19 protein-coding genes, 1 tRNA gene and 1 riboswitch are annotated in these 23,824 nt (G+C 73.1%); of the genes, 8 read left to right on the forward strand and 12 right to left on the reverse strand.

Annotation, left to right across the window (positions count from 1 at the left end; all coding sequences use genetic code 11):
* Positions 1-5 precede the first annotated feature (5 nt).
* A tRNA-Arg gene (locus AC1UE4_RS06150) sits at positions 6-78 on the forward strand.
* A gap of 37 nt (positions 79-115) precedes the next feature.
* On the forward strand, positions 116-535 hold the full coding sequence (locus AC1UE4_RS06155; RefSeq protein ID WP_482916339.1) for a group I intron-associated PD-(D/E)XK endonuclease: 420 nt from the start codon (positions 116-118) through the stop codon (positions 533-535).
* On the opposite strand, the gene AC1UE4_RS06160 is transcribed toward AC1UE4_RS06155, so the two are convergent.
* Positions 519-1,406 carry a LysR family transcriptional regulator gene (locus tag AC1UE4_RS06160; protein WP_482916340.1) on the reverse strand — a complete coding sequence of 296 codons (888 nt, stop codon included), beginning with the start codon at positions 1,404-1,406 and terminating at the stop codon, positions 519-521. The genes AC1UE4_RS06155 and AC1UE4_RS06160 overlap by 17 nt on opposite strands.
* 80 nt (positions 1,407-1,486) lie before the next feature.
* On the opposite strand from AC1UE4_RS06160, the gene AC1UE4_RS06165 reads away from it, so the two are divergent.
* Both AC1UE4_RS06165 and AC1UE4_RS06170 read left to right on the forward strand, forming a co-directional pair.
* The gene (locus tag AC1UE4_RS06165; RefSeq protein ID WP_482916341.1) at positions 1,487-1,834 is read left to right on the forward strand and encodes a thioredoxin family protein; all 348 of its coding nucleotides are present in this window, start codon (positions 1,487-1,489) and stop codon (positions 1,832-1,834) included.
* 35 nt (positions 1,835-1,869) lie between these two features.
* On the forward strand, positions 1,870-2,724 hold the full coding sequence (locus tag AC1UE4_RS06170) for a coiled-coil domain-containing protein (protein WP_482916342.1): 855 nt from the start codon (positions 1,870-1,872) through the stop codon (positions 2,722-2,724).
* A gap of 37 nt (positions 2,725-2,761) precedes the next feature.
* Here the strand turns inward: AC1UE4_RS06170 and AC1UE4_RS06175 are convergent, their stop codons facing one another.
* The 5 genes from AC1UE4_RS06175 to thrC all read right to left on the reverse strand — a co-directional run bounded on the left by AC1UE4_RS06175 (position 2,762) and on the right by thrC (position 9,320).
* The gene (locus AC1UE4_RS06175) at positions 2,762-3,808 is read right to left on the reverse strand and encodes a glycosyl hydrolase (RefSeq protein WP_482916343.1); all 1,047 of its coding nucleotides are present in this window, start codon (positions 3,806-3,808) and stop codon (positions 2,762-2,764) included.
* A 1,310-nt stretch (positions 3,809-5,118) separates the two neighbouring features.
* Positions 5,119-7,446 carry a DNA ligase D gene (gene ligD, locus AC1UE4_RS06180; protein ID WP_482916344.1) on the reverse strand — a complete coding sequence of 776 codons (2,328 nt, stop codon included), beginning with the start codon at positions 7,444-7,446 and terminating at the stop codon, positions 5,119-5,121.
* Positions 7,439-7,777 carry a response regulator gene (locus AC1UE4_RS06185; RefSeq protein WP_482916345.1) on the reverse strand — a complete coding sequence of 113 codons (339 nt, stop codon included), beginning with the start codon at positions 7,775-7,777 and terminating at the stop codon, positions 7,439-7,441. Before AC1UE4_RS06185 ends, ligD begins: the two co-directional genes overlap by 8 nt.
* Positions 7,778-7,787: 10 nt before the next feature.
* Positions 7,788-8,063, reverse strand: a complete 276-nt coding sequence (locus AC1UE4_RS06190) for a ubiquitin-like small modifier protein 1 (protein WP_482916346.1) — start codon at positions 8,061-8,063, stop codon at positions 7,788-7,790.
* 3 nt (positions 8,064-8,066) lie between these two features.
* Positions 8,067-9,320, reverse strand: coding sequence for a threonine synthase (gene thrC / locus AC1UE4_RS06195; protein WP_482916347.1), 1,254 nt, complete (start codon positions 9,318-9,320; stop codon positions 8,067-8,069).
* Positions 9,321-9,361: 41 nt separating this feature from the next.
* Positions 9,362-9,466, reverse strand: a riboswitch (SAM riboswitch).
* An 81-nt stretch (positions 9,467-9,547) separates the two neighbouring features.
* Between thrC and AC1UE4_RS06200 the strand changes: the two genes are divergently transcribed.
* Entirely contained in the window at positions 9,548-10,540 is a 993-nt protein-coding gene (locus tag AC1UE4_RS06200; RefSeq protein ID WP_482916348.1) for a magnesium transporter CorA family protein, read from the forward strand.
* Here the strand turns inward: AC1UE4_RS06200 and AC1UE4_RS06205 are convergent.
* Positions 10,537-11,247: a class I SAM-dependent methyltransferase gene (locus tag AC1UE4_RS06205; protein WP_482916349.1), complete on the reverse strand. Its 711-nt coding sequence runs from the start codon at positions 11,245-11,247 to the stop codon at positions 10,537-10,539. The two genes, AC1UE4_RS06200 and AC1UE4_RS06205, sit on opposite strands and share 4 nt — an antisense overlap.
* 45 nt (positions 11,248-11,292) lie before the next feature.
* Here AC1UE4_RS06205 and AC1UE4_RS06210 point away from each other — a divergent pair, with 45 nt between their 5' ends.
* A complete protein-coding gene (locus tag AC1UE4_RS06210) occupies positions 11,293-12,294 on the forward strand; it encodes a diacylglycerol/lipid kinase family protein (RefSeq protein WP_482916350.1) in 1,002 nt (333 codons plus the stop codon).
* Here the strand turns inward: AC1UE4_RS06210 and AC1UE4_RS06215 are convergent.
* The 3 genes from AC1UE4_RS06215 to AC1UE4_RS06225 all read right to left on the reverse strand — a co-directional run bounded on the left by AC1UE4_RS06215 (position 12,287) and on the right by AC1UE4_RS06225 (position 15,147).
* Positions 12,287-12,658: a group I truncated hemoglobin gene (locus AC1UE4_RS06215; RefSeq protein WP_482916351.1), complete on the reverse strand. Its 372-nt coding sequence runs from the start codon at positions 12,656-12,658 to the stop codon at positions 12,287-12,289. The genes AC1UE4_RS06210 and AC1UE4_RS06215 overlap by 8 nt on opposite strands.
* An 85-nt stretch (positions 12,659-12,743) precedes the next feature.
* Positions 12,744-14,504, reverse strand: coding sequence for a glycoside hydrolase family 5 protein (locus AC1UE4_RS06220; RefSeq protein ID WP_482916352.1), 1,761 nt, complete (start codon positions 14,502-14,504; stop codon positions 12,744-12,746).
* 70 nt (positions 14,505-14,574) lie between these two features.
* Entirely contained in the window at positions 14,575-15,147 is a 573-nt protein-coding gene (locus AC1UE4_RS06225; RefSeq protein ID WP_482916353.1) for a phosphatase PAP2 family protein, read from the reverse strand.
* A 165-nt stretch (positions 15,148-15,312) separates the two neighbouring features.
* Between AC1UE4_RS06225 and AC1UE4_RS06230 the strand changes: the two genes are divergently transcribed.
* Positions 15,313-16,209, forward strand: coding sequence for a diacylglycerol/lipid kinase family protein (locus AC1UE4_RS06230; RefSeq protein WP_482916354.1), 897 nt, complete (start codon positions 15,313-15,315; stop codon positions 16,207-16,209).
* Positions 16,206-18,806, forward strand: a complete 2,601-nt coding sequence (locus AC1UE4_RS06235) for an MFS transporter (protein WP_482916355.1) — start codon at positions 16,206-16,208, stop codon at positions 18,804-18,806. The genes AC1UE4_RS06230 and AC1UE4_RS06235 overlap by 4 nt, the downstream gene beginning before the upstream one ends.
* Here the strand turns inward: AC1UE4_RS06235 and AC1UE4_RS06240 are convergent.
* Together AC1UE4_RS06240 and recJ are read right to left on the reverse strand one after the other, a co-directional pair.
* Positions 18,790-21,150, reverse strand: coding sequence for a RelA/SpoT family protein (locus AC1UE4_RS06240; RefSeq protein ID WP_482918211.1), 2,361 nt, complete (start codon positions 21,148-21,150; stop codon positions 18,790-18,792). The two genes, AC1UE4_RS06235 and AC1UE4_RS06240, sit on opposite strands and share 17 nt — an antisense overlap.
* Positions 21,084-23,522 (reverse strand): single-stranded-DNA-specific exonuclease RecJ, encoded by a 2,439-nt coding sequence (gene recJ / locus AC1UE4_RS06245; RefSeq protein ID WP_482916356.1) that lies wholly within the window; start codon positions 23,520-23,522, stop codon positions 21,084-21,086. Before recJ ends, AC1UE4_RS06240 begins: the two co-directional genes overlap by 67 nt.
* Positions 23,523-23,824 lie beyond the last annotated feature (302 nt).

The following is a 23,824-nucleotide window of genomic DNA, read 5'->3' on the forward strand; positions in this document are numbered from 1 at the left end:
TTCCCGCGCGAGTAGCTCAGTGGATAGAGCGTCGCCCTCCGGAGGCGAAAGTCGGGGGTTCGAATCCCTCCTCGCGCGCTCCTCTTCCGTCCGTCCCGAATGCGAACATGCGTTCGTGACCAAGGGAGACGCGACCGAGGCGGCAGTGCTCGCAGCGCTCGTCCGGTGCGGTCACCGGGTCCTCCTGCCGTTCAGCGCTTCCAGCGCTTACGACCTCGCCGTCGATGCCGACGGGCACTTCATCCGCGTGCAGTGCAAGACCGCCCGGCTGCGCGACGGCTGCCTGCTCTTCAACAGCTGCGGCACGGACCACGGACGGGGACGCAACGACTACCGCGGCCGCGCCGATGTCTTCGGCGTTGCGTGCGCCGGTCACGACGCCGTCTACGTCGTGCCCGTCGACATCGCCGCCGGCTACGTCACCACCCTGCGGTTGGAGCCATCGCGCAACCGCCAGCGAGTCGGGGTGCGGCTCGCCGACGAGTTCCGCGTCGAGCGCTGGTCGCCGCGCGACCAGGTCAGCGTGCCGGCCTGAGCGCCTCGGCGAGGAGGGACGCCGCGGGTGGTGGGCCGGTCTCCGGGATGAGGAGGGAGATCGGGAGGTCGAGGGGTTCGGTGAGGGGTGTCGCGGTGACGTCGGCGCCGGGGTGGTCGAGCCAGGAGGCCGGGATGACGCTGAGGCCGAGGCCGGCGTGGACGAGGGTGCGGACCGTCGCCGGGTCGCCGACCTCGAGGAGCGGAACCGGGCTGAAGCCGTGGTGGGCGCAGGCGGCCATGACCGTCTCGCGCAGCGCGCTGCCGCGCTCGGCGAGGATGAGCGGGCGGCCGCGGAGGTCGTCGATCGCCGCGCCCGCGCCCGGCTCTCCCGCGGCGAACGGTTCGCCGGGGGCGCTCACGAGGACGAGGCGCTCGGCGGCGACGTCGTCGACCGCGACGCCGGTGAGCGCCGCTCGCTCCGCGGTCGTGAGCGCGGCGACGCCGAGGTCGGCGGTGCCGGTCGCGACCGAACGGGCGACGTCGGCGGCGGGTGCGACGCGGACGGCGACCTGGACGCCGGGATGCGCGGCGTGGAACGCGGCGAGCGTCGCGGCCAGGCGCAGGGCCTCCCCGGCCGTCGTCGCCACGCGCACCACACCGCGGACGACGCCGGCGTGGGCGTCCATCGCCGCCCGCGCCCGCGCGACCTCGCCGAGGATCGCGTCGGCGCTGCGCAGCAGCTCCTCCCCCGCCGGCGTCAGCTCGACCCCACGCGAACCGCGGACGAGCAGGGCGACGCCGAGCTCGCGCTCGAGCCGCGCGACCTGCTGCGAGATCGCGGACTGCGTCACGTAGATCTCGGCCGCCGCGCGCGTGAAGTGGCGGTGGCGGGCCACGGCGGCGAAGTACTCGAGCTGGCGGAGCTCCACGCCTCGCATCGTGCCGGGCTGATCGGAGCGATCACGGATCCGACTTGGGAGCGGGCCCCCGACCGGCCACAGTCGATCCCATGGAAACCGCCCCCACCCCCGTCGCCGGCGACGCCGCCTTCCCCGCGATCACCGACGACACCTTCACCGCCGAGGTCCTCGAGGCCGAGGGCACCGTCGTCGTCGACTTCTGGGCCCCCTGGTGCGCCCCGTGCCGCCTCATGGACCAGTCGATCAAGGCCGTCGCCGCCGACCGCCCCGACCTGCGCTTCGTCAAGCTCAACGCCGACGACGAGCAGCGCACCGTGGCGCAGTACGGCGTGATGTCGATGCCGACGCTGATCGCGTTCCGCCACGGCCGGCCCGTGCTCCAGCTGATCGGCGCCCGCCCGCCCCGCCGCCTGGCGCAGGACCTCGCCGCGATCTGACCGAACCAGCCGCCGCGCTCGCCATGATGCGCGGCGTGAACGAGGAGGCCGACGCCCTCTACGCGCTGCCGCTCGAGCAGTTCGTGCCCGAGCGCACCCTGCTGGCCAAGGCGCTGCGCGCCGAGGGCGACCGGGACGGCGCGGCGACCGTCGCCAAGCTGGCGAAGCCATCGCTCGCCGCCTGGGCGGTCAACCAGGTCGTCCGGACGCAGCCGGGGCTCGCCAGCGAACTCTGGAGCGCCGGCGACGAGGTGCTCGCCGCCCAGCGCCGGGCGGTCTCCGGCGAGGGAACGGGAGCCGAGCTGCGCGAGGCGCTGCAGCGGGAGCGCAAGGCGCTCGATCCGCTCGCCGACGCCGCCCGCGGGCTCATCACCGGCAACGGCAAGTTCCTCGGCGAGGCGAACGTCCAGGCGGTCATCGAGACGCTCCACGCCGCGGCGGTCGACCCCGCCGTCCGCGAGGAGGTCGCCGCCGGCCGCGCCGTCCGGCAGCTGCGCCTGTCGGGCCTCGAGGCGCTGGCCGGCGGGCCGGTCGCGCCGAAGGAACGCGAAGCGGCGACGAAGCGGGCCGAGCTGGCCGAGCGCGACCGCGAGGACACGGAGCGAGAGCGCGAGCAGCGGGCCGCGAGCAGCGAGGAGCGCAAGCGCCGGACCGAGCAGCAGCGCGCGCTCGCCCGCGCCGAGCGCACCCGCGACGCCGCCCGCAAGCGCGTCGCCGATGCGGCCGCCGCCCGCGAGGCCGCGGCGCGCCACGAGGAGGCGATGCGCGCGCAGCTCGAGGCGGCGCAGCTCGACCTCACGAAGGCCGAGGAGGAGCGCCGAGCGGCGCACGACGCGCTCGAGCGCGCGGAGGACGACGTGTCCGCCGCGCGCGCCGACCTGGACGGCTGAGAGGCGCGGAGAGCCGCGCCCCTCGGAACCCCGACCGCTAGCGGCCCGGCAGCGTGCCGGTCGCCGGGCCGACCTTCGTCGGCTTGCCCGGCGCCGCCTTCGGCAGGACGCCCTTGCCGAGCGCCTTCTCGACGACCTTCAGCGACGGGCGCGGCTTGCCGTTCTTGTCGATCAGCCCGGAGTCCCAGGTCGTGTCGCCGACCTCGCTGTTCCAGTGGTACAGGTAGATCCGCTTGATGCGCGGCGACGTGCGCAGCATCTTCGAGAGCACGTACTGCGTGACCTTGGTCTGGTGCGTGACGCCCTCGGCGAGCTTCACGCGGCCCGGAGCCGGCTTGCGGTAGACGACCCCGCCGACCTCCGTGATCCAGATCTCGCCCTTCTTGACGACCTTCAGCAGCTGCTTGGTCAGCTTGTCGTTGAACCTGTTCGCCGACACGTAGTTGTGCAGCGCCCAGTACTTCGGCTGCTTCTTGCCGGCGGCCTTGACGAAGGCCTTCGTCCACTTGATCAGCGTCGGCTCGTAGTCGAGGAGCGTCGCCGCCGCGACCTTGCACTGCGGGCAGGCGGACTGCATCGCGCGCCAGTACTGCACCGCGCGCTTGGGGTCCCTGCCGCCCATCTCGGCCGGGTGGTTCGACTCGTTCGTCGCGGCGTACTCGCGGACCCAGGGCCAGCGCTGGCGGAACGCGACGAAGGCGGCGCGGTACTCGGCGACCGTCGGGAGGTAGCGCCGGCGCTCGGCGATGCGCGACTTGGCGAAGGTGATGAGCGGCGTGACGCCCGCGGCGCGCGCGGCGTTGAGCCAGTCGTCGACGTCCTTGATCTGCCAGTCGTACTGCATGGTGTCCCAGCCGACCGAGCGGCGGGCGTACTTCATGCCCATCGTCTGGAAGAGCGGATCGGAGAACACCTCGGGCTTCTGATCGGCGATGCCGATCTTCACCTTCGAGAGGAGCTGTGTCGTGGTCGGGGTCTTGGCCTTCGCAGGCTTCTTCTTCGGCTTCGCCAGCGCAGGGGTGAGGGAGAGCGCGAGGAGCGCGACGAGGGAGAGCGCGATGGCGGCGGGGCGGAACGGACGCATACGACCACTGGCATCGGCACGTGCCCAGCCAAGGTTGAGTGCACCGTACATTGACGAGCCGTGCGGACCGCCCTCCTCGTCGCGGCCACCACGCTGCTCGCCGCCCTCCTCGTTCCCGCGGCCCCCGGCTACGACGCCTGGGCGTGGCTGATCTGGGGCCGCGAGGTCTGGGACGGGACGCTCAGCACCGTCGACGGACCGGCCTGGAAGCCGCTTCCCGTCGCCATCACCGCCCTCCTGGCGCCGATGGGGGACCTTGCGCCGGACCTGTGGCTCGCGGTCGCGAGAGCGGGAGCGATCGCGGCCGTCGTCCTCGCGTTCGTGACGGCGAGGAAGCTCGCCGGCTCGACGGCCGCGGGCGTCTTCGCGGCCGCTGCGGTCCTTCTCACCGCCGGCTTCGTCCGGCACGCGGCAGTCGGCGACAGCGAGCCGCTCCTGGTCGCGCTCGTCCTCGCCGCCTTCCTCCGCGCGCTCGACGAGCGGCACGGCCAGGCGCTCGCCCTCGCCGCGCTCGCGGCGCTTCTGCGGCCGGAGACCTGGCCGTTCCTCGCCCTCTACTCGCTCTGGCTCCTGCGTCACGAACGGAACCTCCGCCCGGCGATCGTCGCGCTCTCCGTCGCGGTCCCGCTGGCGTGGTTCCTCCCCGAGTGGCTCGGGAGCGGGGAGCTCCTGCGGTCGGGCGCCCGCGCGCGGATCCCGAACCCCGGCCAGCCGGCAACCGCTGACGTCCCCGCGCTGGCGACGCTCGCGACCGCGCTGACCGTCGTCTTCGTCCCGGCCGCGCTCGCCGCCCTCGCCGCCCGTGGACGAGCGGCGAGACTCGCGCTGGGCGGCGTCGCCTGGATCCTGCTCGTCGCCGCGATGAGCCAGGCGGGCTTCAGCGGAGAGGAGCGCTACCTGATGCCGGGCGCTGCGCTGGTCGCCGTCGCGGGCGCAGGGGCGATCACCCGTCTCGAGCCGCGCGCCGTCGCGATCGCCGCGGCCATCGCGTTGGTCGCCGCTCTCCCCCGCCTCGCGGACATCGCCGATCTCGGCCCACGGCTCTCCTACCAGGCCCGTCTTGCACAAGACCTCGAGCACGCGATCGCGGCGGCGGGCGGACGCGACGCGATCCTCGCCTGCGGGCGCCCCGCCGTCGGGCGCTACCGCGGGACGCTGCTCGCCTACCGGCTCGACGTCGAGAAGCGCACCGTCCGCGCGGACGGCGAGCCGGACGCGGTCACCTTCACCTCGGCGCTCACCGAGGACGGGCCGCGGTCGCCGCGCGCGGCGCGGACGACGCTCGCGCGGAACCGCACCTGGACGATCACTCAGAGCGACGGCAGCGTCTGGCGCAGCGACAGCACCGGCGCGAACAGGTCGCCATCGGCCTCGACCCGCGCCAGCACCTGCTCGGCATCGAAGACCAGCAGGTCCGGGTCCTCGGCCTCATGGCAGGCGCGGACTTCGTCCCACGTGACCGGCGTCGACACCGTCGGCCGGTCCTTCGCCCGCAGCGAGTAGACGTTCACCGTCGTCTTGGCGTCGTCGTTCTGCGACCAGTCGACGAGCACCTTGCCCGGCCGCAGCGACTTCGTCATCCGCGAGACGACCAGCTCCGGCTCGGCCTGCTCGAGCAGCTCCGCGATTGCCTTCGCGAACGTCTTCGTCCCGCCCGGCCCCTCGTACACCGCGCCCGGCTCGTTGAGCGGCACGTACACCTGCAGCCCCTTCGACCCCGAAGTCTTCGCGAAGCACTCGATCCCGAGCCGGGAGAACATCCCCTGCAGCCAGAGCCCGACGCGGCAGCACTCGACGATCGTCGCCGGCGCGCCCGGGTCGAGGTCGAACGCCAGCAGCGTCGGCTCGAGCGGCGTCTGTCCATAGGCCAGCGACGTGTGGAGCTCGAGGTCGGCGAGGTTCGCCAGCCACATCAGGGTCGGCACGTCCTCGCACAGGCAGAACTCGATCTTCTTCGACGACATCTGCACCGGGATCGTCTGCACCCACGGCGGACGGTGCGAGGGGCAGTTCTTCTCGTAGAAGAACTGGCCGTCGACGCCGTTCGGGTACCGCTTCAGCGTCAGCATCCGCCCCTGCAGGTGCGGCAGCAGCACCGGCGCGATCCGCCGGTAGTAGTCGATCACGTCGCCCTTCGTGAACCCGACCGCCGGGTAGAGGGCCTTGTCGAGGTTGGAGAGCTTGAGCTCGTGGCCCTCGACGGTCATGAGCGGCTCGAGCTCCGGGTGCTCGTGCGGGGGCGACGAGTCCACGAGCCCCTTGTACACCGGGTGGCGCAGCATCTTCTCGTTCGTCCACTCGCCGTACTCGACGGACACGCGGTACCGCGGGACGACCCACTGCGCCTCCTTCGGCGCCGCCTTCGGGTTCGACACCGGCGCTTCGCCCGCCGGGCACGCCTTGAGCAGCGAGAGCACCCGGTCGAGCTCGGCCTCGTCGAACCCGCTGCCGACCCGCCCGACGTACCGCCCGTCCTCGGCGACCAGCAGGGCGCCGAGGCGCGACAGGCGCCGACCCTCGCCCGGCAGCCATCCGACGATCGTGAACTCGCCCCGCTGCTTGTTCTTGACCTTGATCCAGCCGCGCGACCGGCGCCCCGGCTCGTACGGGCAGTCGAGCCGCTTGGCCATCACGCCCTCGAGCCCCTGCGCCTCCGAGGCGGCCAGCATCGCCGTGCCCTCGCCCACGACGTGCTCGGGCACCTGCCAGTGCGCGCCGTGCAGGTCGAGCTCACGCAGGCGCGCCCGCCGCTCCTCGTACGGCAGCCCCATGAGCGAGTGCCCGTCGAGCCACAGCAGGTCGAAGATCACGTAGACGACCGGGATCGTCTTCGCCAGCCGCCGCGCCGCGCTGTCGCCCGTGACGTGCATGCGCCGCTGGAGCAGGCCGAAGCTCGGCTTGCCCTGCGGGTCGAACGCGACGATCTCCCCGTCGAGCACCGCCTCGTGGTGGTGCAGCGCCCGGTTCAGCCGCGTCAGCTCGGGATAGGAGACCGTGATGTCGTTGAGGTTGCGCGACTCGAAGCGCAGCCGGCCCGGCTCGGAGTACGCGATCGCGCGCACGCCGTCCCACTTGATCTCGTACGCCCACCGGCCGTCCTCCTTCGGCAGCGGGCCGAGCGTGGCGAGCATCGGGACGATGCGGTCGGGGATCGGCTCGCGGTCCGGGTCCGCGGGCGGGTCCATCCGGTGGATCATCCAGTCCTTCGGATCGGGCCCAATTGGGAAGAGCGCGTAGCGCCCGACGGCGAGCCCCTCCTCGCCGTGCAGTGCGATCTCGATCTTCTTGCCCGGCTCCCACTTGAGCTCCTCGTAGGTGCCGTGGTCCCAGATCGTCATCGTCCCGGCGCCGTACTCGCCCTTCGGGATCTCACCGTGGAAGTCGAGGTACTCGAGCGGGTGGTCCTCGGTGTTCACCGCGATGCGGTTGACGCCCGGCGTGGTCGGCAGCGCGTTGGGGATCGCGAACGAGACGAGCACGCCCTCGCGCTCCAGGCGCAGGTCCCAGTGCAGCCGCGTGGCGCTGTGCTCCTGGATCACGAACCGGCGCCGGTCCTCACCGCCGGCGATCTCGTCCGGGATCGGCTCCGGCGTCGCGCCCTTCCGGCGCTTCTTGCGGTAGGTCTCGAGCTCAGCCACGCACGACGCGCCGCAGCTCGTCCAGCTCGGCGCCCTTCAGGACGTACGCATCGGCGCGGCCGATGAAGTCGGCGCCGCCGTCCTCGGGCTTGCGCCCGGTCAGCACGATGATCCGGGCGGCCGGCGCCGCAGCGCGCACCGCGTCGATGACCTCCGGCCCGCCGAGCCGGTCGAGCAACACGACGTCGGGCTGCGTCGCGCGCACGCCGTCGAGCAGCTCGTCGACGTAGCCGGCCTCGCCGACGACCTCGACGTCCTCGTCCGCGAGCGTCTCGCGGACGAGGAACCGGTACTGCGAGCTGTCGTCGGCGTGGAAGACCCGGAGGGCCACGCCGACGAGGCTACCCGCCGGCGACGGCCGGCAAGATCTGCACTTCGGCCCCCTCGGGGACCGCCGTCTCGAGGCCGTCGAGGAACCGGATGTCCTCGCCGTCCACGTAGACGTTCACGAAGCGGCGCAAGGCGCCGTCGTCGCCCGCGACGCGGTCGCGCAGCTCGCCGTGCCGCTCGTACAGCGCGTCGAGCACCTCGCCGATCGTCGACCCGTCGGCCGACAGCGTTCCGTCGCCGTTGGTCGCCGACCGCAGCTGCGGCGGGATCTTGACCGTCACCGCCATGGCTCAGGCCACCCCCGCGAACTCGCGCTCGAACGCGTCGTAGCTGGCGTCGATCGTGTGCGCCTCGAACGTGCCGCGCACTGCGTCGAGCGTCTTGAGGCCCTCGCCGGTGATGAACACGACGACGCGCTCGTCGCGGCCGATGTCGCCGCGCTCGGCGAGCTTGGCCAGCGTCGCAGTCGTGACGCCGCCCGCGGTCTCGGTGAAGATGCCCGTCGTCTCGGCGAGCAGCCGGATGCCGGCGCGGATCTCGTCGTCGGTGACCGAGTCGACGCCGCCGCCCGTCTTGCGGGCGAGCTCGACGGCGTACGGCCCGTCGGCCGGGTTCCCGATCGCGAGCGACTTGGCGATCGTGTCCGGCTTGACCGGGCGGCAGACGTCGGTGCCGGCCGCGAAGGCCTGCGCGACGGGCGAGCAGCCCTCGGCCTGCGCGCCGTTCATCGTCGGCAGCTCGCCCTCGAGCAGGCCGAGCTCGCGCCACTCCTCGAAGCCGCGGGAGATCTTCGTGAAGAGCGAGCCCGACGCGATCGGCGCGACCACGCGGTCGGGGATCGTCCAGCCGAGCTGCTCGGCGACCTCGAACGCGAGGGTCTTCGAGCCCTCGGCGTAGTACGGCCGCATGTTCACGTTGACGAAGGCCCAGTCGCGCTCGCCCGACAGCTCGGTGCAGAGGCGGTTCACGTCGTCGTAGTTGCCGCGGACCTTGACGAGGTTCGTCCCGTACACGCCCGTCGCGAGGACCTTCTGCTCCTCGAGGTCGGACGGGATGAAGACGTAGGACTCCAGGCCGAGCGCCGCGCCGTGGGCGGCGACCGAGTTCGCCAGGTTGCCGGTCGAGGCGCACGCGATGACCTCGTAGCCGAGCTCGCGGGCGCGGGCGACGGCCACCGACACCACGCGGTCCTTGAACGAGTGCGTGGGGTTGTGGGCGTCGTTCTTGATCCAGACCTCGCCGAGGCCGAGGCGCTCGGCCAGGCGGTCGGCCTTGATCAGCGGCGTGCAGCCGGCCGGCAGGCCGAGCCGCGACGACGACCGCACCGAGGGGCCGGGCGGCGCCTCGAGCGGGAGGAAGTCGGCGTAGCGCCAGATGTTCTGCGGGCCGCCCTGGATCCGCCGGCGCAGTCCGCCGGGGTCGCCGGCGAGCCGGCTGTGGTCGTAGGCGACCTCGAGGGGGCCGAAGCACCGCTCGCAGACGTACCGCGCGTCCAGGGGGTACTCGGTCCGACACTCCTTGCACCGCAAGGCCTCTGCTGCCATCTCCGCTCTCGCTTTCCGTGGCGAGACCTCTGGCAGTCACCGCCACATCTACAGGAATTCGCACCGTTCCCGCCGTCCTTGTCTCCGGACGGCAGTTGGTTGCGGGGGCTTCAATGGGCCAGTCCCTCCACCCCTCTGGATGTGTTCAGCCGGGAAGGGTACAAGACGGCAGGGGTAGAATCACCACCGGAGACCAACGATGCCGTCCGACGAGCCGCGAAGTCCGAATGCCCAGCCTGCCCCGCCCACTGCGCCGGTCGGCTCGGACGCGCGCCAACGGCGTCGCTCGCCCGGCCGAGCCTGAGACCCCCGACGTCGAGGTCCTCGAGGCCTCCGGCCTGCGCTGGGTGAACATCGAGCGCCCGCGCGCCGTCGACCGCGGCTGGCTCGAGGAGCACTTCGACTTCCATCCCCTCGACTACGAGGACGTCTTCAGCCGCAACCAGCGGCCGAAGGTCGACGAGTACGACGACTACCTCTTCGTCGTCCTGCACTTCCCGCGCTACGACAAGAAGATCGGGCGGCTCAACGCGGCCGAGCTGGATGTCTTCGTCGGGCCGGACTTCGTCGTCACGCTGCCGAACGAGCCGATCCAGCCGCTCGAGTACCTCTTCACCCGCGCGGAGAACGACGTCGACCTGCGCGAGAACCTGTTCGGCAAGGGCGCCGGCTACCTGCTCTACAAGATCGTCGACGACTGCGTCGACGCCTCGTTCCCGATGCTCGCGAAGATGGGCAACAAGCTCGATCGCATAGAGGACGAGATCTTCGAGGGCCGGTCGCGCGAGGTCGTGCGCACGATCTCCGACGCCAAGCAGGAGATCATCAACTTCCGCAAGATCGTCCGGCCGCAGCGCTCGGCGCTGAAGGACCTCGAGCGGACGAAGCGCTACATCCCCGAGAACCTCGAGATCTACTTCGACGACGTCAACGACGCGTCCGAGCGGATCTGGGACATGCTCGAGAACTTCAAGGAGGTCGTCGAGGGCCTCGAGTCGACGAACGAGTCGGAGCTCTCGCACCGCACGAACGACGTGCTGCGCGTCCTGACGGTGTTCAGCGTGATGCTGCTGCCGCTGACGCTGATCGCGTCGATCTGGGGCATGAACGTCCACGTGCCCGGCAAGGACGGGACCACCGCGTTCTGGATCATCATCGGCGCGATGGTGGCCGCCCTCGTCGGGATGGTCGCCTACTTCCGCAAGCGCGGCTTCATCTAGGCCGGCTTCACCGCGTGGACGAGCGTGAACTGCGTGTTCGCGCCCTCGATCCGCGGCAGCTCGAGGCCCGCCTGCAGCGCCGTGGCGCCCAGCGCGTCGAGCGGCACGAACGCCCCGAGCCACTCCGGCTGGTCGCGGCCGCGCGGGGTCGCCCCGACGAGCGAGCGCAGCGCGTCGCGGCGGCTGTGACGCGGCTGGTGGACGTGCGGGTCGGTGCTGAGGCCGAACGCGGCCCAGCCGCCCGGCTTGAGGACGCGGCCGATCTCCTCGACGTAGCCCAGCTGCACGCGGGCGCTGGGGATGTGCTGGAACACGACGTGGCTGACGACGACGTCGACGGACTCGTCGGGGACGGGAGCGAGCGTGCTGCCGTCGCCGGCGACCCACGTGACGTTCGTCAGGTTCGGGTTGAGCTCGGCGGCGCGGCGCAGCATCTCGGGCGAGACGTCGAGGCCCGTGACGTGGCCGGCGCGGGCGGCGAGCGCCCTCGTGAGCCGTCCGACGCCGCAGCCGATGTCCAGCACGTGGTCGTCCTCGCCGATCGGCGGCGCGCCGACGACCTCGAGCAGCGTGTCCAGGTCCTCCTCGCCGCGACGCCAGAAGCGGTCGGCGTCGGCGGCCCGGTACGGCTCGCGGCTGTCGACGAAGTGGAGGGCGTCCTCGCGGGCGCGCTCGTCCCAGAAGCGCCGCATGCGGTCCGGTTGCATGATCATCATTGAAACGCGCCGCGTCCCGCGGTGTAGCCCTCTCTCGTGTCCGCGTCCTCCTCTCCGCCCGCCGCCGACCTCCTCGAACGTCTCGGGGACACCTTCGGGCTGGCCGACGGCGTCGAGAAGCGGCGCATGCTCGTCATCGTCAACCCGTACGCCACCACGGTGTCGGACCGGCTGCGCCACCTGGTCGTCCACGCGCTCGGGTCGCGGTACGAGGTCACAGCGTTCGACACGCAGCGCCAGGGGCATGCGACCGAGCTCACGCGCGAGGCCGCGCGCGAGGGCTACGACCTGGTCGTCGCCTTCGGCGGCGACGGCACGCTGAACGAGGCGGCGAACGGGCTCGCCGGCAGCGGCGTCCCGCTCACCCACCTCCCCGGCGGGGCGACGAACGTCTTCTGCAAGATGCTCGGGATCCCCGGCGAGATCGTCGACGCGACCGAGCACCTGCTGCGCATCGCCGACGACTTCCAGCCGCGGCGGGTCGACCTCGCGCGCGTGAACGACCGGTTCTTCACGTTCTCCTCGGGCTACGGGCTGGACGCGTCGGTCGTCAAGTCCGTCGACCTCAACCCCGCACGCAAGCACAAGTACGGCGAGTGGTACTTCACGTGGTCGGCGGTGCGTACGTTCTTGCGCCACTACCTCGTCAACCCGCCGAAGGTCGAGCTGGAGGCGGCCGACGGCCGGACGCTGAGCGGGATCTGCGCGATCGTCCAGAACGGCGATCCGTTCACTTACTTCAACACCCGGCCGCTGCACGTGGCCGAGGGCGTGTCGCTGTCGAGCGGCGACCTCGGCGGCGTGATGCTGCACCGCGCGACGCCGGTCGACGTGCCGACGATCGCGTGGCGGCTGTTCTCGTCGCGCCGGCGCGTCGTGGACCACCGCCAGGTGACCGGGTTCAACGGCTCGACGGTGGTTCGCGCGCGGTCGTCGGACGGGCGCCCGGTGCCGCTCGAGGTCGACGGCGACTGGGTCGGCGACTACACCGAGGTCGAGTTCTCGGTGGTCCCGGGCGCCCTGACGGTCGTCAGCTGACGACCACGCCGCGCAGCGGCGCGAGCGCGCCGCCGATCGTGGCGATCGTCTCGGTGTCGAGCCCGAGGCTCGTCAGCGTGTCCACGAGGTGGCCGACGACGCGGTCGAACGCGTCGTTCGTGATGCCGAGCCCGGCGTGCGCGGCGCCCATGTCGCGGCCCTTGTAGATCTCCGGCCCGCCGAGCGCGACGGCGACGAACGCGCGCATGTGCGCCTTCTGCTTGCGCATGTCGGTCTTGATGAACCACTGGTTCAGCGCCGGGTCGGCGAGGATCCGGTCGTACAGGCCATCGACCGCGGCGGCCACGGCGTCCTTGCCGCCGATGCGGTCGTAGATGGTCTTGGAGGGGGCGGTCGTCGTCATGCGCGCAGTCTCCGGACCGCGAGCCGCAACGTCGCTCCGGCGCCCCACACACCCGACTGCGGTTGTCCGCCGGCCCGCCCCCGGTTCACCGCCGGGGGGTGCAGGTGCGGAAGACGCGGCGCTCCGTGAGCCGCTTCGCCCCGCGGCGGGAGGTGATCGTCACGACGACGCGCCGCTTGTTCACGCCGCGGAGGTCGAGGATGACCTTGCGGCCGCGGATCCTCAGCCTTCCGGCCGTCGTCCGGGCGCGGACCTTCGTGGCGCCGCGGGCGGTCATGCGGATCACGCGCTTGGACCGGCATGCTTTCGCCGTCGCCGGCTTCGCCGTTCCGGGCCCGCCGCGCAGCTCGTACTCCTTCGTCGCGCAGCCGCGGACGATCCAGCCGCCGGGCACGCGGAGGGTCTCGAGCGACGCGACGTTCGTCCCGGCGAGGTCGGGCTCGCGGTCGCCGGGGGCCCACACGGTCAGCTCGCAGCTCTTGGCGCCGGCCAGATCCGCACCCTTGACCGTGAACGCGGCGCCGGCGCTCTCCAGCGCGGTCAGCCGGCCGGGCGCGGCGCGCGGGTAGGCCCGCGAGAGCACCTCGACGGTCGGCGTCGCGAGCCCGAGCGGCGCGTCGCCGGGGCACTGGAGCCGGTTGAGCGCGCCGGCGGCGCCGTTGTAGCCGACGGTGTGCGGGTCGCCGCACGCCTGCCGCCAGACCCAGAAGGCGCTGCCGGCGAGCAGGCGCTCGTCCTCCTGCTTGGCGAAGCGCTCGGTCTGCGGGCGGTCCTTCGCCGGGTCGCCGAACCAGCCCCACTCGCCGACCCACACCGGCGCGTCGTAGGCGGCCGCGGTCCGTTCGGCGAGGTCGAAGCCCTGCTCGATGCTGACGCTCGAGATCCCGAGCTTGCGATCGACGGTGATCGACTCGGCGTAGAGGTGCGGCGCGAAGACGATCCGCTCGTCGCTCGTGAAGCCCGGCGGCGGGACGGCGTCGGCGGCGAAGCCCGACCACAGGACGCTCGGCTCGAAGAACGCGAGGTGCGGCTGGGCACCGGCGCGCTGCTCGCCGGCGCGGATCGCCGCGATCGCGGCGGCGTAGAAGCGGCCGAGCGCGGCGCTCTGGTCCGGGCCGATGAAGAAGCCGGGATGCGGCTCGTTCAGCAGGTCGTAGCCGGCGATCGCGTCGTCGCGGGCGAACGTCTCCGCCAGCCGGCCCCAGGTCGCGATGAGCGCCGACTGGATCCCGTCGCGGTCGAGGTAGAACGACTGGAACGCCTGCGCGACCGCAGGCGACAGCTCGCGCGTGTCCGCGGCCCGGCACGTCGTCATGCCGTCGGTCAGCGTCGCCCACTCCGGCGCCCCGTCCCACCCGACGGCGGGCGCGAGGCCGGGCGGGCACGCCTCCCCCGGCTTCGTCGCGATGAACTTCCCCCACGCGTCCTGGTGCATGTCGAGCACGACGTAGAGCCCGTGCGCCTTCGCCTGCGCGACCGCGGTGCGGATCCGCGCGACGTACGCGGCGTCGAACGCGCCCTTCGTGGGCTCGAGCGCCGACCAGCTCAGCACGAGCCGCACCGAGTTGAAGCCGAGCGCCGCGATCCGCGCGAAGTCGTCGTCGCTCAGCGGGAACGTCGTCGGCTGCTTCGGATCCGCCTGGAAGTAGTCGCCGAGCTGGTTGACGTTGATCGTGCGCAGGACGACCTGCCGCCCCAGCGCGTCGACCACCGCGGGGCCGTCGCCGTCGTGCGCGACGTCGAGACGGGGCAGCGGGACGGGCGACGCCGCCCCGGCGATCGTGGGTGCGGCGAGCGGCAGCGCGACCGCGAGCAGCGCGGCGAGACGGACGGAGAACCGGCGCATCGGCGGCGAAGCGTGCCAGGCCGCGACGAGGCGCGCGCAGGATCCCCGCAGTCCGCGCCGCGTTCGGGCGCTACGCCGCGGCGGCCGCGTCCGGGGGCTCCGGGAGGAGCCGGCGCAGGCGCAGCGCCACGAGGCCGATGGCCGTGCCGACGAGCGAGCCGAGAAGCGCGCCGGTGATCACGTCGAACGTGAAGTGCACGCCGAGGTAGACGCGCGAGATCGCGACGAGCGCAGCCAGCCCGAGCGCGGGCCAGCGCAGGCGCGGCACGAGCACGGCGACGACGCAGGCTGCCGCGAACGCGGTCGTGGCGTGGCCGGACGGGAACGACGGCGACGCCGGCAGCGGGACGAGGGCGTGGAGATGGCGATCGTCGATCGGCGGACGCGCCCGCCCAACCGCGTCCTTGATCAGCCCCGACAGCCTGTCGCCGGCCGCGAACGCAGCGGTGACCGCGAGCGCGGTCAGCGGGACCATCCGGCGCTGCAGGTCGCGAACCAGGCCCACGGCGACGAACAGCGGGCCCTTGACCCACCACGCGGACGCAAGCACGAACAGCCACGTGATCGGCGACCACCGCAAGGCGGACGTCGACTCCATGATGGCGCGGTCGAGCGCCACGAGGTTGTGCACCAGCTCGTTCATCACTCCCCCGGCGGTGCGGCCGCCGCCGGCACGTCTGGAGTGAGGGTACCCGGGGTCTCGCCGGAGGAACCTGCAGAGGCGGGTGATAGCCGACCCGCCGGGTTGCGATCGCAAGTCGGCCGGGAGTACGGTCGGCTGAGCGAGGCCCGACGAGAAGAAGCTCGCATGCTGTCCAGCGCCACCGGCTCCACCGCGGCGATCCACGTCATCGTCAACGGTCGGGCGAGCGGCATCGGTGACGCCGACGGGACGCTCGAGGGAACCCTCGCGCTGATCGGCGAGCACGGCTTCCCGGCGCGCGGTGCGGTGACGCAGGACCTCGGCGAGCTCGCCGCCGCCGTGGCCGCGACCGGCGGCCGCGGGCGCGTGGTGCTGATCGGCGGCGACGGGACGCTCCACGCGTTCGCGAACCTCTCCCCTCCGCTGCCCGAGGTGGCGCTGCTGCCGGCGGGGAGAGCGAACAACATCGCACGCGCGCTCGGGATCCCGGCCGGCCGTGCCGCCGCGGCGGCACTGGCGGTGACGGGCGCCGCCCGGCCGGTCGACGCCCTGGCCGTCGAGACGCCGGCGACGCGCCTCGTCGCGCTCGAGGCGGTCAGCGCCGGCTTCCACGCCGCCGCCCGCCACCGCTACGCCGCGGAGAACTCGGCGGCGCTGGTCGCCGGCGCGCGGGCGTTCCTCCGTGAGCTCGCGGCCTACCGGCCCTTCGTCTTCGACGTCCACGTCGACGGCGTGCCGCTCGCCTGCGGCCCGGCCGCGCAGCTCTTCCTGGCCAACCTGCCCTGGTTCGCGTTCGGCTTCCACGTCGACCCCGCGGCCCGGGTCGACGACGGGCTGCTCGAGGCGATCGTCCTGCCCGCCGCCAACCGGCGGACGGTGGTGCGCACGGCGCGCGCCGCGCACGCCGGACGCCACCTCGACGCCCCCGGCGTGCGCTGGGTGCGCGGCGGGCACGCCGAGGTCCGCTCGCGCCAGCCGCTCGTGGCCGATGCGCAGCCGCTCGGCGTCACGACGGCCTCAGTGACAGCGCTGCCGGGCCACCTGAACGTGGTGGCGCCGTGACGAAGCGCGCCCCCGCCTTCCTCGTCGCGTTCTGCGCCGCCGCGGTCGGCCTTGGGATGGCGCGCGCCCTGACCACGGCCTACGTGCCGGTGCTCCTCGACCGGATCGCGCACCGGCCGGGCCTCATCGGCGCCGTGATGCTCGTCAACGCGGCCGCCGGTTTCGCCATCCCGCTTGCCACCGGCGTGTGGAGCGACCGGGTCCGGCGGAGGAGCACCTTCATCGCGGGGGGTGCGGCCGTCAGCGCCGGCGGCCTCGTGGCGATCGCGCTCGGGACCGCGAGCTCGTACCTCGTCCTCGCGCTCGCCGCCGCCACCGTCTACGTCGGCCTCAACGCCGCCGCCACGGCGCACCGCGCGCTGGTGGCGGAGCGCTTCGCCGACGACGACCGGCCGCGCATCGTCGGCGCGCAGGAGCTCGCGATGCTCCTCGGCGCCCTCGTCGGCACGGTCGCCGGCGGCGCGCTCGTCGATGCGGCGCCCAGCCTGCTGTTCGGCGCCACCGCGGCGGCGATCGCCGTCCTCACCGTTCCCACGGTCGCGCTGCGCATGGTGCGGGAGCCGGCCCCGCGGGCCAGCCGGCGCGTGGAGGCCGCAGGGCCACGCGCGCTCCTGGCCGCCGCGCGCACTCCGGGCGCGCGCGAGATCCTGCTCGCGCAGGCCCTGTGGGTGTTCGCCTACGCCGCGCTCACGCCGTTCATGGTCCTCTACGCCGAGCACGTCCTCGGCATCGGCGCCGCGGTCGCGGGTGCGGTGCTCGCCGCCTTCGGCCTCTTCACCGGCGCCGGCATGCTGGTCGCCACGCGCGTGCGCGATGACCACGTACGGCCGGTGCTCCTCGGCGGCGTGGCGCTGCTCGGCGGCGGGCTCGTCTGCGCGCTGCCCGCCTCGACGCTGGCGGCCGCCGCCCTCCCGTTCGCCGCAGCCGCGCTCGGCGCGGGCCTCGTCACCGCGCTCGCCTTCCCCTACTACGCGCGGTTCATCCCGGATGGCGAGGCCGGCACCTACAGCGGCGTCTTCTTCTCCGTGCGCGCCGTGTCGGCCACGGCGGCGCTGCCGGTGGCCGGCGGCCTGGTGGCGACCGCGGGCTACCGCGCGCTCCTCGCCCAGGGCGGCGCCGCGCTGGCCGGCCTCGTGCCGCTGGCCCGCGCGCGGAGCGCCGCGGCGCCCGAACGGCAGCCCTCGCGGGTCACCGGCGTCGCCGCGCGGCCGGTCGGCTCCGTCGCGGCCGTCGTCCCGGTGCTCCACGGCGGCGCGCTCGAGCAGGTCGTCTGCGGCACGCTCGAGCACGTCGATCGCGTGCTCGTCGTCGACGACGGCGCGCCGGCAGCGGTCACGGACGCGGCCCGCGCGCTCGCCGCCCGCGACCCGCGCGTGTCGTACCTCGTGCTCGGCGGCAACCACGGCAAGGGCCACGCGCTCGCGGCGGGCATCCGCACCCTGGTCGACGGCGACGATCCGCCCGGTGCCGTGCTCACGCTCGACGCCGACGGCCAGCACCCGCCGGACCGGATCCCCGCCTTCGTCGCCGCCGCCGGGCATGCCGACGTCGTCGTCGGGCAGCGGGTCGACCGCCGTCGCGGCGGCATGCCCGTCGCCCGTCGGGTCGCCAACGCCGCGGCCAGCGCGGCGCTGAGCTGCGCACTGCGAGGCCGTCTGCCGGACAGCCAGAACGGCATGCGCCTGCTCCGGACCGAGGCGCTGCGCCGCGCGCCGATCGGCGGCGGCGGCTTCGAGGCCGAGACGCGGCACCTCAAGCGGCTCGTCGGAGCGGGCCTGCGCGTGGCGTGGGTGCCGATCCCGACGATCTACGCCGGCGAGTCGAGCTCCTTCCGGCCCGTCGGCGACGCGCTGCGCGTGCTGCGCGAGATCGTGCGCGGCGAGCCGGGCCCGCCGATGCCCGGCGCGGGCGCGCTCGTGGACGTCGTGCGGGAGTGGGCCCCGCGGCTCGTGCTGGGGATGCTCGCCGTCATCGCCGTGGGCCTGGCGCTGCCGCAGCTGCAGGCCACCGACGAGCGGGTCTTCCTCTCGGTCAACGCGCTCGGCCAGGGGCCGCCGTGGCTGTACGACGCGCTCGATCCGCACTCGCGCAACTACGCGCTGCTCGCGTTGCTGGCGGTCCTGGGCGCGGTCGTGCTGCTCCGGCGGGCACGCTTCGTGGCCGGTACGTGCCTCGCCATGATCCTGGCCGCCTTCGCGGCCGACGCCGTGCTCGAGGTCTTCCAGGTCCTGTTCGACCGCGAGCGCCCCGAGGAGGTGCTCGGCGCGGAGATCCAGCTGCCGGTGGGCCGCGAGTGGGCGGAGCTCCCGAGCTTCCCCAGCGGGCACCTCATGGTCACGGCCGCGATGGTGGTCGCCGCGGCGGCGATCGTCCGGCGCCTGCGGTGGCCGCTCTTCGCCTACCTCGCGCTGATCGCGCTGACGCGCATCACGTTCGGCGCGCACTTCCCGCTCGACGTGCTGGTGGGCGCGGCCATCGGCGCGGAGGTCGGCTGCTTCAGCGTCGCGCTCGTGCGCGCGGCGGGCCTGCTGCCGGACGCGGTGCGCCGGCCCGCCCCGATCGGTGGCCCGCTCGGCGTGCCTAGGCCGTCGGCGTGACGCGGTAGGCGTCGAAGACCGAGTCGATGTTGCGCAGGCGCGTGATCGTGGCCTTCAGCGTCTGCGTGTCTCCGACCTCGACGACGAACCGGTTCTTCACCATCGGCGGCGAGACGACGCAGCGGGCCTCGACGATGTTGATCCCGGACTCGGCGAACGTGCGCGACAGCTCCTCGAGCAGCCGCGTGCGGTCGTAGGCATCGACCTCGATCTCGACCTTGAACGACGTCTCGTGGCCGCCCTCCCACGCGACGTCGACGAAGCGCTCGGGGTCCTTGCGCAGGACGGCGACGTTCGGGCAGTCGTCGCGGTGGATCGTGATGCCGCGGCCGAGCGAGATGTAGCCGGTGATCTGGTCCCCGGGCACCGGGTGGCAGCACTTCGCCAGGCGCAGCATGACGTCGTGGACGCCCTCGACGCGGATGCCGTACTCGCCGTTGGAGCGGGTCGGCTGGCGGCGCTCGCGCCGGGTGGCGACGAGGTCCTCGACCGTCGTCTGCTCGCCCTCCGCCGCCTCGCCCTGCTTGAGCCGCTGCAGAACCTTGTTGACGACGACCTTCGGCGAGATCTTCGCGCCGCCGAGGGCGATGTAGAAGTCGTCGGCCTTGCGGAAGCCCATCTCGCGGATGACGTCCGCCAGCAGCGGCGATCCGGAGATCTTCTGCGCCGGCAGCCCGCGCTTGTTGAGGTGCTCCTGCAGCAGGACGCGGCCGGTGTGCTCGGTGTCCTCGCGCGACTCGGCCTTGAACCAGGCCTTGATCTTGTTGCGCGCCCGCGTCGTCTTGACCAGCGCGAGCCAGTCGCGCGACGGGCCGCGCTCGCGGTTCGCGGTGAGGATCTCGACGATGTCGCCGGATCGCAGCTCGTAGTGCAGCGGGACGATCTTGCCGTTCACCCGCGCGCCCACGCAGCGGTGGCCGACGTCGGTGTGGACCTCGTACGCGAAGTCGAGCGGCGTCGCGCCCGCGGCCAGCGACTTCACCTCGCCCTTCGGCGTGAAGACGAAGACCTCCTCGTCGAAGAGGTCGACCTTGAGCGTCTCCATGAACTCCGCCGGGTCGGCGGTGTCCTGCTGCCAGTCGAGCATGTGGCGCAGCCACTTGAGCTTCTCCTCGCCCTCCGCGCCGGCCTGGCCCTTGCGCGGCGCGCCCTGCTTGTAGATCCAGTGCGCGGCGACGCCGAACTCGGCCATGTCGTGCATCTCGCGCGTGCGGATCTGGATCTCCAACGGGAGTCCCTCGGGCCCGATGACCGTCGTGTGCAACGACTGGTACATGTTGAACTTGGGCATCGCGATGAAGTCCTTGAAGCGCCCCGGCAGCGGCTTCCACAGCGAGTGGATGACGCCCACCGCGCCGTACGTGTCCTTCACCGAGCCGACGATGACCCGCATGGCCGTGAGGTCGTAGATCTCGTTGAACTCGCGGCCCTTCTTGGTCATCTTCGAGTAGATGGAGTAGAAGTGCTTCGCGCGGCCGGAGATCTCGGCCTCGATGCCGAGCGCCTCGAGCTCGCGCCGCAGGTACTCGCCGGCCTTGGCGACGTACCGCTCGCGCTCCTCGCGCTGCTGGTTGACCAGGCCCTTGATCTCCTGGTACTTGCGCGGGTGCAGCGTCGCGAACGCGAGGTCCTCGAGCTCCCACTTGATCGCGTGGATGCCGAGCCGGTGCGCGATCGGGGCGAAGATCTCGAGCGTCTCCTTCGCCTTGTCGATCTGCTTGTTCTTCGGCATCGCGCCGATCGTCCGCATGTTGTGCAGCCGGTCGGCGAGCTTGATGAGGATGACCCGGATGTCCGAGGCCATCGCGACGACCATCTTCCGGTAGTTCTCGGCCTGCGCCTCGTCGCGGGACTGGAACGTGATGCCGGTGAGCTTGGTGACGCCGTCGACGAGGCTCGCGACCTCCTCGCCGAAGCTCTCGCGGACCTCGTCGAGCGTCGCGCTCGTGTCCTCGACGGTGTCGTGCAGGAGCGCGGCGACGAGCGTCTCGGTGTCGAGGCGCATGCCGGCGCAGATCTTCGCCACGCCGACCGGGTGGACGATGAACTCCTCGCCGGACTTGCGGCGCTGGTCGGCGTGGTGCTCGCAGGAGAAGAGGAACGCCTGCTCGACGCGCGCCTTGTCGATCTCGACGACCGAGTCCTCGGCGTGCTCCTCGACGATCGCGAAGAGGTCCGCGAGCAGGCGGCGCTCGAGCGGCGTGAACTCCGCCCGCTCGATCTCGGTGGCGTGGAGCTCCGGATGCTCGACGCGGTCGACCGGCGACCGGCGGGTCTTCAGGCCGCCGTTGCCGTCGGCGTCGTCGCCGTTGGAGCCGTTGCCGATGTGAGCGTCCTCAGGAATCGCTGCCCTTCCTCACCCTGCACGGTACATGCCCGGAAGGCGGCCGATCGATCGAGCGACGTGCGCTCGGCCGGCGGCACCGTCAAGGCCTGCCGCTCCCGGTCGAGGTGGACGAGACCGAGCTCCTCGAGGACGGCCAGCGCGCGCCCGGCCTGGGCCGGGGACCGCCGCGGGTCGTCTTCGCGAAGCGCCGCCTCGAGCTCCTCGCCCGCCGCGCTCCCCCTCGCCCGGAGGCTCCGGTAGATCGCGGTGAGCGGGGCACGAAGGTCGTGCTCCCGATCATGGATCGACACGGTCCATTCTACTTCCGCGGGTCCCCAGGCAAGATGGACCGTCGGTCCAGCGACGACCGCCGGCGGCCCGGGCGGCGGGTCGAGGAAGACGACGTGCGCGTACGCCCGCGCGAGCTGCGGATCGCGCGCGAGAGCGGCGTGCGACGTGAGCGCGAACCCGCCGAGCCGCCCCTCCAGATGCGCCCGCCGGTGCGCGGCGTGCGCGCAGACGACGAGGACCGGCTCGCCGCTGGCGACGAGCGCGTGGATCGTCCCGGCGACGCCGCCGCCCCGGCGATCCCGCGCCGCCGCGTCGTAGCCCTCCGTGCCGGCGAAGATCCCCTTCGGAGCACCTTCCCCCGCGGTGCGGGCGAAGAGGTCTCCCTTCGCGGCATGGCCGAGCGCGGCGTCGAGCCAGGGCGCGTCGCCGACGACCTCGATCTCCGCGGGCGCGGCGGGCTTGGCGCAGCGGAGGACGAGGCGCGGTTCGACGGCCCCGTTCCACTCGTTGCGCTCGAGGCGGAAGGTGGCGTCGACGGGGCCGTCGGCGTCGCATGGAAGCTTGCCGGCGGTGCCGAAGGCGACCGCGCGGGCCCTGGTGCCGCCCGCCTCGACGGTGAAGCGGACGTGCTTGCTCTCCCCCATCGGGCGCGGATCGGTGAGCGTCGCGGCCGGGAGCAGGAGGTTGACGCCGGGATTGCCCTGGCCGAACGGGGCGAGCAGCTCGAGCTCCTCGGCGAGCGCCATCCCGAGCTCGTCGCCGGCGACGACCGCGTCGACGCGCTCGACCGGCTCGCGGAGCTCCGGCGTGAGGTGGACGTCCGCGTGCGCCCGGAAGGCGTCGCGGAAGGCGTCGAGCCGGTCCCGCTCGATCTCGAGGCCGGCCGCGGCGCGGTGGCCGCCGTGGCGCAGCAGGTGCTCGGCGCCGGCGTTCAGCGCACCGAGGAGGTCGAAGCCGGCGACGCTGCGCCCGGACCCCGTGCCCGTCCCCGTCTCCGGGTCGAGCGCGATGAGCACCGCCGGGCGGCAGTAGCGCTCGGCGATCCGGCTGGCGACGATGCCGACGACGCCTGGGTGCCAGTCCTCGCCCGCGAGCACGTACGCCGGCTGATCGCCCTGCTCGGCCACCTGCGCCTCGGCGGCGAAGAGGATCCGCTGCTCGGTCAGGCGGCGCTCGGCGTTGACCCGGTCGAGCTCGTCGGCGACCGCGGCGGCGCGGTCGGCGTCCTCGGTGAGGATGAGCTCGAGCCCCGCGTCGGCGCGCTGCAGCCTCCCGGCCGCGTTGATCCGCGGGGCAAGCCGGAAGCCGAGCGCGCTCGAGTCGACCCGCAGCGGGTCGACCTTGCCGACGCGCATGAGCGCTCGCAGGCCCACCTTCTTCGTCGCGCCCAGCGTCTTGAGCCCCGCGCGCACGAGGCGCCGGTTCTCGCCGCGCAGCGCGACGACGTCGGCGACCGTGGCGAGCGCGACGAGATCCACGTCCTCGTCCGCCTCCGCCGCGTCGCGCCCGGCCGCAGCGAGCAGCGCCCCGGCCAGCTTGTACGCGACGCCCGCGGCGCACAGCTCCGGGCACGGGTAGCCGTTGAGCGCGGGGTGCACGATCGGCGCGTCGGGCAGCTCTCCGTCGGCGCGCGGCGTGTGGTGGTCGGTGACCACGACCTCCATGCCGAGCGCCGTGGCCGCCGCGACCTCGTCGACCGCGGTGATCGCGCAGTCGGCGGTGACGAGCAGCTGCGTGCCCTTCGCCGCCAGCCGCTCGACCGTCTTCGCGTTCAGGCCGTAGCCGTCCTCGAGGCGGCTCGGCAGGTACCAGTCGACGACGGCGCCCAGCTTGCGCAGGACCCGGACGAGGATCGCGGTCGAGCAGACGCCGTCGACGTCGTAGTCGCCGTGGACCGTGATCCGCGAGCCGGCCTCGACGTGGCGCAGGATGATCCCGACCGGGACCTCGATCCCGGCGAACAGCGAGACGTCGTGCGCCTCATCCGCGGCCAGCCACTTCCGCGCGGCGTCCGGATCGCCGAATCCTCGACGCACGAGGACCTGCGCGACCGCATGCGAGACGCCGAGCTCACGCTCCAGGCGGAACACCTCCGCCATCGCGACCGGAGGCACCTCCAGCCGAGCGACGGGGCGCGGTGGTGAAGGGGGTGTGACCTCCCCTCCCGGGGTCGCCGGCGCCGAGGAACCCGCGACGGCGCGATCCGCTGGCGTCTCAGCCGGCGGGGCGGGGTCGCGCGGCTTCTCCGCACGTGGCGACTCGTCGCGCTCGAGCTCGTCGGGCGCGAACAGGGTCGGGGCTCCGGGGGTCACCGCCGCATGGTCGGCCACCTCCCGGACGGAAGGACCGCTTCATCCCGCTCTCTCCGCACGTTCGTCTCACCTTCGTGACGAAGGTGGCG

The organism is Parviterribacter kavangonensis (genome assembly GCF_056863335.1).

Bases quoted from the DNA above. Each gene is read 5' to 3' on its own strand.
- AC1UE4_RS06200 (WP_482916348.1), top strand. From the start codon at position 9,548: ATGCCCAGCCTGCCCCGCCCACTGCGCCGGTCGGCTCGGACGCGCGCC.
- AC1UE4_RS06220 (WP_482916352.1), bottom strand. From the start codon at position 14,504: ATGCGCCGGTTCTCCGTCCGTCTCGCCGCGCTGCTCGCGGTCGCGCTG.
- AC1UE4_RS06225 (WP_482916353.1), bottom strand. From the start codon at position 15,147: ATGAACGAGCTGGTGCACAACCTCGTGGCGCTCGACCGCGCCATCATG.
- AC1UE4_RS06205 (WP_482916349.1), bottom strand. From the start codon at position 11,247: ATGCAACCGGACCGCATGCGGCGCTTCTGGGACGAGCGCGCCCGCGAG.
- AC1UE4_RS06230 (WP_482916354.1), top strand. From the start codon at position 15,313: ATGCTGTCCAGCGCCACCGGCTCCACCGCGGCGATCCACGTCATCGTC.
- AC1UE4_RS06175 (WP_482916343.1), bottom strand. From the start codon at position 3,808: ATGCGTCCGTTCCGCCCCGCCGCCATCGCGCTCTCCCTCGTCGCGCTC.
- AC1UE4_RS06165 (WP_482916341.1), top strand. From the start codon at position 1,487: ATGGAAACCGCCCCCACCCCCGTCGCCGGCGACGCCGCCTTCCCCGCG.
- AC1UE4_RS06190 (WP_482916346.1), bottom strand. From the start codon at position 8,063: ATGGCGGTGACGGTCAAGATCCCGCCGCAGCTGCGGTCGGCGACCAAC.
- thrC (WP_482916347.1), bottom strand. From the start codon at position 9,320: ATGGCAGCAGAGGCCTTGCGGTGCAAGGAGTGTCGGACCGAGTACCCC.
- AC1UE4_RS06215 (WP_482916351.1), bottom strand. From the start codon at position 12,658: ATGACGACGACCGCCCCCTCCAAGACCATCTACGACCGCATCGGCGGC.
- recJ (WP_482916356.1), bottom strand. From the start codon at position 23,522: ATGGCGGAGGTGTTCCGCCTGGAGCGTGAGCTCGGCGTCTCGCATGCG.